Source organism: Lysinibacillus sp. FSL K6-0057 (assembly GCF_038630885.1).
Classification (GTDB): Bacteria; Bacillota; Bacilli; order Bacillales_A; family Planococcaceae; genus Lysinibacillus; species Lysinibacillus fusiformis_F.
Window position 1 is genome coordinate 470,581 of the sequence record NZ_CP152047.1, and the last position, 13,532, is coordinate 484,112.

Below are 13,532 nucleotides of genomic sequence, written 5' to 3' on the forward strand. Positions count from 1 at the left end.
AAAACTTTAGTGACTCAGGAAGGAGGGCTGCTCATGCAGGACATCGCTTTACTAGAAAAACAACGCTGTAATCTTATTTTGACCAACAAGGCGAAGGAAGCGGTAGAGGAATGCTCAGCAAACGAGCATGCCTTTTTTGCGTTACAAAGATCTTTTACTGTCTATATTGAAAAACGAAAAGCAAAAACAGTTGGTGAAACCTTTTTATCCATCTATTTTAATGCGGAGGACAATGATAAATTAAACGATATTCTTGCTGAGAAAACGGTCATTATGGATTGTGTGTTGAAGGTGGAAGGATTGCTGGCAACCAATATTCGATTTGTCCATATGCGTGGACCTATCAACACAAATCGTCGCTTAGCAGCCGCATTGCAATTTGTGACAAAGCCTAATAATGGAGCAGGTATTCCACTTGAGCTTCATACGAAAATAAGACAGCTACCGATAGCAGAAGAACGTACAGAGTATGTAAAAAAACGTATAGCCAGCTGGGAAGGCTATCTAAAAATTCAAGAACGAGATGCAACCATTGATGATATTCATACAGAATTTAAGCAAAGCTATTTCAATGAAGACTTCACACGCTTAACCATTGTATGCCCCTACATAAAGAGTAAAGAGTGGAAAAAGCTAGAGGGTTTAAGTGTAAACATTCAAGGAGTTCGTGGCGAAATTGGGCAGGTTTTAAAGGCGAATGCAGGAAAGCAAACGGTTGAAATTGATTTAAAACCTTTCATACAGGACTTGGCTCGCAGGGATCAGCTGAACCTTCGTTCAAAACAAGCAAGCTTTAGTAATTTTGCAACATTAAGCCAAATTCGACGACTACGTAATGGTTTTACAAAGCTAGAAAAGGGTGAGGCAGTAAACCCTAATTTAGAAACAATACTGTTTGAGCGACGTCCGACAGTTCGCGCATCCAAGCTACGAGAAGATATTGAGTTTCATAATAATTTAAATGAATATCAGCGACGAGCCGTTTTAGGCGCATTATCTGTTGAGGATTTATATGTCATTCAAGGTCCACCAGGTACGGGGAAAACGACTGTTATTTCAGAGATTTGTCAGCAAAATGTTAAAGCAGGCTTAAAAACACTTGTTGCCTCACAGTCGAATTTAGCAGTGGATAATGCATTAGGACGTTTGTTGTCCAATCAAGAAATACGAATTTTACGCTATGGTAGAACGGAAAGTATTGAGGAAGAGGGTAAAAAGTTTATAGAGGAAAATGTTGCGCTTCAGTGGCGTGAGCAGACACTTGCTGCGATTGAAGAAGCAATTACAATATTTCCAGAGCGTCAGCAAGAACTAGAAGCAAATCTTGTAAAAGCAAAAGATGAGCTAGCGAAATTAGAGCAATGGCTAGAGCAATTAACACAGGATATAGCCGCAAAAGAGCAGGCAGCTATTGAAGAACCTATTTTACAGCAGGAGATTCAAGCATTAAAAAAAGAATTGAAGGCTGCTAAAACAGAGCAACAAACATGTGAAGCACAAAAAGAGCATTATGAGAAACAGCTTGCTCAAATTGAGCCGATTGTACAGCAGCTTGAACAGACACTTGCTGAATACCCTTCAGTCGAGCAACTACAGCATGCGATTCAGGAAACTTCAGAAAAGGTGGAACAATTAGAGGCTGCTGCTCAATATAAAGAACTGCAAGAGCAAAAGCACCAGTTAACACAGCAATTTGAAGAGATACAGCAGAAATATGACATCGAAAGTAATCGTCTAGTCATCATGAAGGAAGCACAAAAGTATATATACACCTTAATCTCTTTTGAGCTTATCCAGCGTTTTTTACAACATTATCAAATTCGGCCCTCTCATGTACTTTCACAGCAAATAGGGCGCTTGCAGCATTTGGAGGATGCAAAGGATTTAGAGGCATGGTCAACGATTAATGCTCGCCTTCAAAAAGCGACTGCCAAGCTAGAGGCTTTAGTTACACATGAAGTCAAGGAACGTGCTCTTGCTAAAAGTAGATTACAGCCCGTCCAATCATTTTCGTTGCAAAACCTTACAGGGGTATTCGCTCAGCTAAACACGACGTTTCAAGATGGTCAAGCACCAGCAAATGATGTTATCGAAAGTTATTTGCTCGGGCTATATATGCGACGTGATTTTGTTTGGCAAAAGGGAATAGCACTAAAGCAACAACAAGAGCATAAAGATCAGGAATATGAATCTTTTCGTAAAAATCTAGTAACTTTAATTCATCAGGAGTGTGCAATAACTAGCTTTGATGTGCAAAGTTACCAGCGACAGCTCCAACCATTTTTACAGCATACTGAGCGTTTACAACAATTAGCAAACGCCTTTCAGATTACTGAGGAGCCAGAAGAATCTGTCGAGTATTTGAAGATTCTTGCCTCACAAGCTTGTGAGTCCCTTCAACAAGCGAAAAAGCAGCTTGAGGCAGTGGAACAGGCTAAAGTACAACTCGTTCCTAAACAAGCCTCTCTACAGACTGTCCAAACGAACTTACTGGAAGTAGAGCAACAGTTAACGCAAATGGAAGAACAGATAAAAGACATTAATATAGCTGGATTAAAGAAAGAGAAGCAACTAGCTACCTATACAAAGCTTTTACAATCTACGCCAGAACGAACGGCTGAAGAGGTGAAGGAAGCTATTCAAGCTGCAAACCAAGCAATCGAAGCATTACAACGTCAGGAAAAACAGCTACCACTTCGCCAAAAACTACAAGAACAATGGCGTGAAAAACTACAAAACGCAACAGAGTATGATTTAGATGAAATTCGAAAATTGTATGTGCGTCATGCGAACGTTATTGGTACAACATGCGTAGCTTCTGCCAGTAAAGAATTTATGGAAAATTATCCGACCTTTGATGTAGTTATTATTGATGAAGTTTCAAAGGCAACACCACCAGAATTACTCTTACCAATGCTGAAGGGGAAAAAAGTTATTTTGGTAGGTGACCATCATCAGCTTCCACCATTACTTGGGGATGATACACTGGAGGAAACACTAAAGGCAATGCTAGAAGAAAATCCAAACTTTGAAGGTGCACAGGAATTAAAAAATCTGTTGCGTGAATCATTATTTGAGCGTTTATTTAATAATTTGCCTCCAACACATAAGCAAATGCTAGCATTACAATACCGTATGCATGAGAAAATCATGCAAAGTATCACACCATTTTATGCGAAAGAAGAAAATGGCTTGCAATGTGGCTTGCCAGATTCAGATGCAGCAAGGGATCATGGCTTAGAGGGTCGATTTGTAAAACGTGACGACCATTTACTATGGATTGATATTCCAACAGAGAAACCTTATTTAGAGGAGCAGGTAAAAGGTGGAACGAGTCGTTATAACGAAGGGGAATTACAAACGATTCGCCGTATCTTATTAGATCTCAATGAGGCAGTGAAGGCGGCAAAAGAAGCAGGGCGTATACCACACGATGCTCAGAAAAGTGTGGGTGTCATTAGTTTCTATGGTGAGCAGGTAAAGAAAATTAATCGCCTTCTTCAGCAAGAATTACAGCTTCCACATCTGCAATTTAGAACAGGGACTGTCGATAAATTCCAAGGGATGGAAATGGATGTCATTTTAGTGAGTATGGTACGGAATACGCCTAAGGGTGGAGACATAGGCTTTGCCAGAGATTACCGTCGTTTAAATGTTGCTCTTTCTCGTGCTAGAGAGTTACTTCTACTTGTAGGAAGTGCAGATATGTTTGCAAAACGTGCAAAGCATCAAGAGACAAGAGAGATGTATACGAATTTATTAAAGACAGTAAAATCCTACGATGGCTTGCGTAATCATGAAGGATTGGTGATGTAGAGTGTCAAAATTACAGCAACGACTAATGCGTGAGCTTCAACAAAATCGCAATATTAAGATTGTCAAAATGGCTGAATGGTGTATCCCCATTAGGACTGTCGATGTGACCTATGAGCCAGTTCGCCGTTCGACAATGGATGTCTTAATGACAATGCTTCTGCTTAGTATTCAGGAGGCTGATTTTGGAAACACACAGGAATTGAGTGAGCTATTGCTTGTGGATCCGTTATTTATTGAAGACTTGCTTTCTTTAATGCTTCGAGTGAATCTTGTGAAGAACGAAGACGATTTCTATAGGCTAACTGAAAAAGGACAGCAGCAGCTAGGACGAGGTATTTTTGAAGAAGAACTAGAGGAAGAAACCTCCACGCTTTACTTTAGTCCTTGCCATCAAGCATTTCTTACTGTCGATACGAATAATGATGAATATGATGAACTGCCAGAGCTCTATCGTTATATTGACAAAGAGGCTGAACAACAGGAACAGTTTGAGGAGTCCATGGTGATAGCAGCATTACAGGAAGTGGATGAAGAAGAGGAAGGTAACTCGCAAAAAATCATCGCAAAAATTGTTCAAACAGAAGCGCAACAAATTAATGATAGCCCATGTTTAGAATTTGTTCTTTATGATAAGGAGCAGGATATATTATTTGTACGAGTTTGGAATACATTGCTCAATCAATGGGATCATCGTTTAGAGCAACAGCTTGCAGACAAAGAACAGTTAACATGGCGTGAGCAATATTTGTCTTGATTTAGCAGGAGTTCAAATACTAGAACAAAAACGAACGTGTGTCGCGTTCGTTTTTTTTGTTTTACACGATAAATTTACAAAGTTAGGTGATAATCGAAAAAATTTTTCGATAAAATATTGCATTAGCACATATTACAACATTGTTAAGGAGGGGACAGATGTTAACGATTAGTTTATGTATGATTGTTAGAAATGCACAATGTACGATTGAAAGATGCTTAGATTCGGTTCAGCACCTAGTAGATGAGATCAACATCATTGATACGGGTTCAACTGATCGTACGAAAGATATTGTCCAAAATTTTACCTCTCGCATTTATGACTTTCCCTGGTGCGATCATTTTGCTAAAGCACGAAACTTTTCCTTTCAGCAGGCAACAAAAGACTATATTTTATGGCTCGATGCTGATGATGCCATGACAAAGGAAGATCAACACAAGTTCAGTCAACTAAGGCAATCGTTATATCCTTCTATTGATGCTGTAACAATGGATTATTATTTGACGCTTGATTGTGATGGAGAAGTGGAGTGTAGTGAACGAAAGTATCGTCTAGTAAAAAGGGCGAATCATTTTCAATGGGAGGGTGCTGTCCATGAAAATTTAAGGGTGTCCGGGCAGTTCTATCATAGTGATATCGCTGTCACCCATTTACCGTTAACACAAGATATTCATCGCAATATTCGTATTTATGAGGGATTAATAAAGGATGGGCAATCTCTTTCAGCAAGAGAAACATTTCATTATGCGAATGAACTAAAATTACATCAACGTTACCTAGAAGCTATTAATCAATACCATCTATTTTTGGATAGCAACTTAGGCACTACAGATGATCGCATTGAGGCTTGTCTACATGTAGGGGAATGCTATCGACGTTTACATGATGATCAACAAGCACAGCAAGCTATTCTGCAATCCTTCCTATATGATCGACCAAAGCCAGAAGCATGTTGCCGAATGGGCCAATTTTTTATGGAGCAATTAAAACATAAAGAGGCTATTTACTGGTACTCTCAAGCCTTGCAACAAGCTCCTGTCGACACAATGACTATCCAAAAGCGGGCTTATTCAACATGGATTCCTCATTTACAATTAAGTCTGCTATATAGGGAGTTACGGTTATTTGAAAATGCCTATCAGCATAATCTAGAGGCACAAAAATGGAAACCGCATCATCAGGAAATAATTAATAATGAAAAATATTTACTTAGTCAATTAAAGATATAAATCTTTCTTATGGGAAAGGTACATCAATAAACAAGACATAAATAGCTTGGCCAATTAACACAGAGACACCTACAACGACCGTCATAAAAATCACATTGCGTGGTCTAAAAGTTTTCGCGTCCATTAAAAACCTCCCTTATAGAATGTTCAGTCAATTCAAGATATGTTTTGAAGGGATGAGTATGCATAATGAAAGAGCAAATTCACTCTAAATGTGAATTTGCTCTTTTCGTTTAATCGAACTTTAACCCCTTTAATGCTTCAGCAAGGGCATTGTTCACAGGCTCCTCGTTGTTTTGTTGCTTTAAGTACTTTTGTACAGAGCGCTTGTCGACCTTGCCTCCGCCATCTTTTTTACGTCTTGCTTCAAAGGCTGATAATTTTTCGCGATAGCCACATTTACAAACAAAAATTTGACCATCGCCTTCTCCACGAAGCTCTAATTTTTTATGACATTGTGGACAACGTGCATTTGTAGTGCGTGAGACATTTTTACGATGCCCACATTCGCGATCTTGGCAGACAAGCATTTTTCCTTTCTTGCCATTCACTTCAAGCATCGGTTTTCCGCAATCAGGACATGATTTGGTAGAGATATTATCATGCTTATACTTTTTGTCACTACCCTTAATCTCTGTAACAATTTCCTTTGTGTAATTTTTCATCTCGCTAATAAATATATCTTTTTTTAGCTTGCCCTTTGCAATAAGCTCAAGTTTTTGCTCCCAATCTGCTGTCAGGGCAGGGGATTTTAATTCCTCTGGCACTAGGTCGAGTAGTTGACGACCTTTAGAGGTAATATATATATCTTTGCCACCACGCTTTTCTATTAAGAAGGAATTGAAAAGCTTTTCAATAATATCTGCACGTGTTGCGACTGTACCAAGACCACCTGTAGATTTTAATGTGTCGGCTAATTTTTTATCATTCGTAGCCATATATTTTGTTGGGTTTTCCATTGCTGATAAAAGAGTAGCTTCGTTAAATCTAGCAGGTGGCTTTGTTTGACCAGAAGTTTGGGCAAGAAGCTTTACTTTTAACATATCGCCTTTATCAATGCGGGGCAGTATTTGCTCCTTGATGTCTTCAACTGTATCCTCATCATCAAAGCGATGCTCATAAACTTCCTTCCAGCCAGATGATAAAATCGTTTTTCCACGAGCAATAAAGCTTTCATCGCCAATTTTTGCACGAAGTGTGAGCTGTTCATATTCAAAAGCAGGCAGTAGCACAGCTAGGAAACGTTTTACAACAAGATCATAAATTTTACGCTCTTTATCAGAGAAAGCAGAATAATTTACATAGCCCTCTGTTGGAATAATCGCATGATGATCTGATACTTTACTATCATCGACAAAGGCCTTTGTTGGCTTGATTGGTTTAGTAAGCAGTTTATTAGCGATGGAGCGATATTCACCAATACCACATGCCTTTAAGCGTTCAGGTAGTGTGGCAACGATATCTTGAGAAATAAAGCGAGAATCCGTACGTGGATAAGTTAACACTTTATGTTGCTCATAGAGTTTTTGCATAATATTCAAGGTTTCTTTCGCTGAGTAGCTGAAGATTTTATTGGCATCACGCTGTAATTCTGTTAAATCATAAAGGCCAGGTGCAAATGATTTTTTAGGTTTCTTTTCAATGTCCGCAACGATAGCATTGCTATTTCCTATTTTTTTCACCAGTGTATCGATTTTTTCTTTATCAAAGCTACGACTATTACCATTTTTGTCTTGCCATGTAAGCTTTAAGTTGTCAGTTGTTTGCGCTTCAATACCATAATAAGTTTGTGCCTTAAAGTTTTTAATTTCATCTTCACGCGCAGCAATTATCGCTACTGTTGGTGTTTGTACACGTCCGCAATTCAACTGTGCGTTAAAGCGGGTAGTTAAAGCACGAGTAGCATTGAGTCCGATATACCAGTCTGCCTCTGAGCGAGCTACAGCAGAGGCATATAGATTATCATATGCTTTGCCAGGCTTTAGATTGGCAAAGCCATCTTTAATTGCCTTATCTGTAACAGAGGAAATCCATAAGCGTTTTAGAGGCTTTTTAATTTTCACTTTATCGAGTATCCAGCGTGCTACTAATTCACCTTCACGTCCAGCATCTGTAGCAATGATGACTTCACTGACATCATTGCGTGTAAGCTGACTTTTGACCGCATTAAATTGCTTTCCAGTTTGCTTTATAACAGTTAATTTTAGTCGTTCAGGTAACATGGGTAGATCTTCAAGATTCCATGTTTTATATTTCACATCATAGCTTTCAGGGTCAGCCAGTGTCACAAGATGTCCAAGCGCCCAAGTAACAATGTATTTATCTCCCTCAAGGAAACCATTTCCTTTTTTATTACACTTCAGTACACGTGCGATATCACGTGCTACAGAAGGTTTTTCAGCGATTACTACGCTCTTTGCCATTGTTAACACCCTTTCATAGTTCCATGGTTTTAAATATAGCATAGGTTGAGTGGGTTCGCAGTTTAACTGCAATGGAAAATGGATTTGTTAGACAAAGAAATGGGAGGGAAGAAAATTTGTCATGAGGAGCAAAAAAAATTCATATGGTATGTATGTGTTTATAGGTTTTTAATTTCTGTTCCATGTAAATTTTATGCTCGTAATTTTATGAAAAATCTATTTTGTTGCTAGACACCAAATTTTGAGAATGCTATATTTATGTTGTCATAGTATTTTTATAATTAGGAAAAAATAGAATACTTTAAGGATTTGAATGATTTTTCCTGATTATAAGGAGTGATGGAGTATAGAGCTAGATGAAGGATGATAGGTGCCTATGGTAAAGAAAACGTTAAAACAAAGAATTGTAGACGCTTCAGTTGAATTGTTTCAGCAAGATGGTTATCACAATGTAACTGTGGATCGTATTGTGGAATATATTGGAGCATCAAAGGGTGGATTTTATCATAATTTTAAATCAAAAGATGAATTGTTATATGAAATTCATGATGTCTTTATTTCATATGTTATTCAACAATCGCAAGATGCATATGACAAATACGATACACCCATCACACGTTTGTGTGCCATGCTGCAAACACTGACACAAGTATTTGATATGTATCAAGCACATATTACGATTTTTTATGAAGAAAGTCGTTCACTCTCAGATGAATATAGTGACATCATCCATAAAAAGAGAGATCACTATCGAGATATTTTACAAAAAGTGATAGCCGAGGGTCAGGAAGCAAAGGTTTTTCGTACTGAATTACCTTGTACGATTGTCACTATGGCAATTGTCGGGATGATTAACTGGACATACAAATGGTTTAAGCAATCAGGACCATTAACTATGGAGCAAATCACAGATGTTTTTACCGATATGGTATTACGTGCGATTGTGACAGAACAAGCCATGGAAGAAGCGAAGCAATTTATAATAAAGGGGTAGCCAGTAGGAGACACTGGTTTTATTATTTGTTTTTACAAACCGACTAGTCGGTATTTCACTGTAAGCAATCTTTCTTGAGCTACATCTACTATGGCAAATTAGACATTAGGGGGATTAGGGATGAATTTTGAATTAACAAAAGAGCAAGAAATGATTCGAGACATGGTGCGTGATTTTGCTGAGAAGGAGATTAAACCGTATGCTCGTGAGGTTGATGAGACATCAACAATGAGAATAGAGAGCTTTGAGAAGATGGCAGAACTAGGCTTATTGGGTATCCCGTTTCCTGAAGAATATGGTGGATCAGGTGGTGATACGGTGTCCTATGCTTTAGCTGTAGAGGAAATTGGTCGAGCATGTGGAGGCACGGGGTTAAGCTATGCAGCTGCTGTTAGCTTAGGAGCCTCACCAATTTACAACTTCGGTACGGAGGAACAAAAGCAAGAATGGTTAGTTCCATTAGCTAAGGGTGAGACATTAGGATCATTCGGTTTAACAGAGCCAAATGCAGGTTCAGATGCTGGTGGCACACGTACTACAGCTGTTATTGATGGTGATGACTACATCATTAATGGAGAGAAATGCTGGATTACCAATGCAGGATATGCTCGACAAATTATTGTAACTGCGGTAACGGGTAAACGTGAAGATGGTAAAAAGATTATTTCTTCTATTATTGTGCCAACAAACACACCAGGTGTAACAATCAACTGTAATTATGACAAAATGGGTGTACGTGGCTCCAATACATGTGAGATTGTGTTAGAAAATGTTCGTGTCCCAAGAACAAATCTATTAGGGGATGAAAAACGTGGCTTTAGCCAGTTTTTAAATACACTTGATGGTGGGCGTATTTCCATCGCTGCCCTTTCTGTTGGAATTGCACAGGCTGCCTATGAAAAGGCACTAAAATTCGCGAAGGAACGTGAGCAATTTGGTGCACCTATTTCAAAGCTACAGGCGATCCAATTTAAATTAGCTGATATGGCGATGGAAATAGAGCTTGCTCGTACGCTAGTACATAAAGCGGCATGGTTAAAAGATCAAAAGAAGCCATTTGGCAAAGAAGCTGCGATGGCTAAACTATTTGCTTCTGAAATGGGCTTCCGTACATGTAATCAAGCAATCCAAATTCATGGTGGTTCTGGATATATGAAAGAATACGATGTAGAACGCCATTTACGTGACATTAAGTTAATGGAAATCGGTGAAGGAACATCTGAAATTCAACGTCTCGTTATTTCTCGTCTAATTGGCTGTTAATCATCATCAATTAAGTTAAATAGCATAAATAAGGGGGATCTTCATGGCAGAACTTGTGTATCAAACAATTGGTCAATTGCTAGATGAACAATCAAAAAAGTACCCGCAGAATGAAGCATTGGTCTACGCTGACAGAAATTTACGCATGACTTATGAGCAGCTAAATCGTCAAGCACGATACGTAGCGAGAGGTTTAATGGCTCTTGGAATTGAAAAGGGAGACCATATCGCAGTATGGACGACGAATGTTCCTGAGTGGGTACAGCTTCAATTTGGTACAGGGAAGATGGGTGCTCCAATTGTTACGGTAAATACGAATTACCGTGCGAGTGAGTTGGAGTATCTATTGAGGCAATCTGATGCTAAAACGATTTTTTTAATTGAAAATTATCGAGACCATTCTTTTATCAATACACTGCAAGAGTTATGTCCAGAGCTTGAACATTGTGAACCAGGTAATTTGCAATCAAAGCGACTACCTTTATTAAAAAATGTTATTTTAATCGGTGAAACGAAATACCCCGGCGTACTAAATTGGTCAGACGTTTTAACTGCTGCCGAGCAAGTATCCGAGGAACAGCTAGATCAAAGAGAGCACTCTCTACATTTTGATGATGTCATTAATATTCAATATACGTCTGGTACAACAGGCTTTCCTAAGGGTGTAATGTTAACGCATTTTAATTTAGTCAACAATGCTGTCAACATTGCAGAGTGTATGCGTTTAACGGCAGAGGATCGTCTATGTATCCCAGTTCCATTTTTCCATTGCTTTGGTTGTGTCATAGGGACATTAGCCATTACAACGAGTGGCGGAACGATGGTGCCAGTGCAGGAATTTTCACCTGAAGAGGTACTCAAAACCGTTCAACAGGAGAAATGTACTGCATTACATGGTGTGCCAACGATGTTCATTAGTGAACTGAATTTACCGAATTTTGCATCTTTCAATCTTTCAACTTTACGCACAGGAGTCATGGCTGGCTCAAACTGTCCAATTGAGGTCATGAAAGCGGTCATTGAGAAGATGGGGATGAAAGATATTACAATTTGCTATGGTCAAACAGAATCATCACCAGTTATTACGCAAACAAGAACGGAGGACCCGTTAGTGTTGAAGGTGGAGACGGTTGGCCGCGCATTACCTAACCTAGAAGTAAAGATTGTTGTTCCTGGTACAACTGAGGAAGCATCGACGAATGAACAGGGAGAGCTATGTACGAGGGGCTATCATGTGATGAAGGGCTACTATAAAAACCAAGAGGAAACAGATCTTGCGATTGACGAGGATGGTTGGTTGCACACAGGTGATTTAGCAACAATGGATGAAGCTGGTTTTATCCGTGTAACAGGTCGTTTGAAGGATATGATCATTCGTGGTGGCGAAAACCTATATCCTCGTGAAATTGAGGAGTTCCTTTATACACATCCGAAAATTTCAGATGTTCAGGTTGCAGGTGTCCCTGACCCTGTCTATGGTGAGGAAGCGGCAGCTTGGATTGTGTTAAAAGAAGGAGAACAGGCAACAGAGGAAGAAATCCGAGATTATTGTCGGGATAAAATTTCTAGACATAAAATTCCTCGCCATATCTTCTTTATTGATAACTATCCAATGACTGCATCAGGAAAAGTTCAAAAATATAAATTACGAGAAGATTTTGTTATGACCGTAAAGTAAGGAGGGACAGTGGATATGTTCAACAAGGTATTAATTGCAAATCGTGGGGAGATTGCTAGACGTGTGATCAGAACATGCAAGCGCCTAAATATTCATACGGTTGCTATCTATTCAGAGGCAGATGCTGAAAGCCTACATGTGAAAGATGCAGATGAGGCTTTCTGTGTAGGGAAGCCACCTGTTGCACAGAGCTATTTAAACATCGACCGCATTCTTGAAATTGCACTAGAAAGTGGCGCAGAGGCTGTTCATCCTGGCTATGGTTTACTATCAGAGAATGCAAATTTTGCGAAACGTTGTACAGAGGTAGGTTTAGTGTTTATCGGGCCAAGTGCAGATGTGATCGCTTCAATGGGCAGTAAACTAGAGGCACGTAAAACAATGAAAGCTGCTGGCGTGCCTATTGTAGAGGGTGTAGAAGCGCCTGTGAAAGATGTGGAAGAAGCCACTGACATAGCGGAGCGTTTAGGCTATCCCATTATGTTAAAGGCATCAGCAGGCGGGGGCGGTATCGGTATGCAGCTAGTTGAAAATGCCGAGGAACTGGCCAAAGCTTTTGAGGGCAATCAAAAGCGTGCACAATCATTCTTTGGTGATGGCACGATGTATATGGAGCGATTCATTGCTAACCCTCACCATGTCGAAGTGCAGATTATTGCAGATCATCAGGGCAATGTTGTTCCGTTATTTGAACGTGAATGCTCTATTCAACGAAGAAATCAAAAAGTAGTAGAAGAAGCACCATCACCGTTTATTTCACAAGAGACAAGAGAAAAAATGCTAGAAGCGTCGGTAAAGGCGGCGAAGCATATTGGTTATGTCAATGCTGGAACAATTGAGTATTTGGTTGATGAAAATCAAAACTTTTATTTCTTAGAGATGAATACAAGATTACAGGTAGAGCATCCCGTAACAGAGGAAATTACGAAGCTTGATTTAGTAGAAGAGCAATTAAAAATTGCGGCAAAACAACCGCTTGCATTTACTAGAGAAAGTATGACTAAAGAAGGGCATGCGATTGAAGTGCGGATATACGCTGAAAATCCTTCGACATTCTTCCCTTCTCCAGGTACCATTACGACTCTTGAATTACCGACAGGTGAAGGAGTGCGACATGAATGTGGTGTAGAGTCTGGTTCAGTGGTCACACCATTCTATGATCCAATGATTAGTAAATTGGTGGTGTGGGGAGAAACGAGAGCGATTGCCTGTGAGAGATTAACGCAAGCACTAAAGGCGTATAAAGTCGAGGGTATTCAAACGAATATTCCGATGTTGTTAAAAACCGTCACTCATGAGCAATTTTTAAAAGGCTATACAACGACTAAATTTGTAGAGCAATATTATTTACCGCAATTAGCAGAAACCAAATAAC

At 39.3% G+C, this 13,532-nt stretch carries 8 protein-coding genes; 7 read left to right on the plus strand and 1 reads right to left on the minus strand.

The window, feature by feature from the left end; translation table 11 throughout:
• The first annotated feature begins 33 nt into the window (after positions 1-33).
• The 3 genes from MHB40_RS02245 (at position 34) to MHB40_RS02255 (ending at position 5,799) form a co-directional block, all read left to right on the plus strand.
• Positions 34-3,816, plus strand: a complete 3,783-nt coding sequence (locus MHB40_RS02245; protein WP_342533807.1) for an AAA domain-containing protein — start codon at positions 34-36, stop codon at positions 3,814-3,816.
• 1 nt (position 3,817) lies between these two features.
• Positions 3,818-4,570: a hypothetical protein gene (locus MHB40_RS02250; protein WP_342533808.1), complete on the plus strand. Its 753-nt coding sequence runs from the start codon at positions 3,818-3,820 to the stop codon at positions 4,568-4,570.
• A 158-nt stretch (positions 4,571-4,728) separates the two neighbouring features.
• A complete protein-coding gene (locus MHB40_RS02255; protein WP_342442357.1) occupies positions 4,729-5,799 on the plus strand; it encodes a glycosyltransferase family 2 protein in 1,071 nt (356 codons plus the stop codon).
• A 233-nt stretch (positions 5,800-6,032) separates the two neighbouring features.
• Here MHB40_RS02255 and MHB40_RS02260 read toward each other — a convergent pair whose 3' ends face one another.
• Entirely contained in the window at positions 6,033-8,222 is a 2,190-nt protein-coding gene (locus MHB40_RS02260; protein WP_342533809.1) for a DNA topoisomerase III, read from the minus strand.
• Positions 8,223-8,598: 376 nt separating this feature from the next.
• Here MHB40_RS02260 and MHB40_RS02265 point away from each other — a divergent pair, with 376 nt between their 5' ends.
• The 4 genes from MHB40_RS02265 (at position 8,599) to MHB40_RS02280 (ending at position 13,531) form a co-directional block, all read left to right on the plus strand.
• Positions 8,599-9,216, plus strand: coding sequence for a TetR/AcrR family transcriptional regulator (locus tag MHB40_RS02265; protein WP_205446690.1), 618 nt, complete (start codon positions 8,599-8,601; stop codon positions 9,214-9,216).
• 120 nt (positions 9,217-9,336) lie between these two features.
• The gene (locus MHB40_RS02270) at positions 9,337-10,479 is read left to right on the plus strand and encodes an acyl-CoA dehydrogenase (RefSeq protein ID WP_205446691.1); all 1,143 of its coding nucleotides are present in this window, start codon (positions 9,337-9,339) and stop codon (positions 10,477-10,479) included.
• 43 nt (positions 10,480-10,522) lie between these two features.
• Positions 10,523-12,157 (plus strand): AMP-binding protein, encoded by a 1,635-nt coding sequence (locus tag MHB40_RS02275; protein ID WP_342533810.1) that lies wholly within the window; start codon positions 10,523-10,525, stop codon positions 12,155-12,157.
• Between the two features lie 15 nt (positions 12,158-12,172).
• Positions 12,173-13,531, plus strand: a complete 1,359-nt coding sequence (locus MHB40_RS02280) for an acetyl-CoA carboxylase biotin carboxylase subunit (RefSeq protein ID WP_342533811.1) — start codon at positions 12,173-12,175, stop codon at positions 13,529-13,531.
• Position 13,532 lies beyond the last annotated feature (1 nt).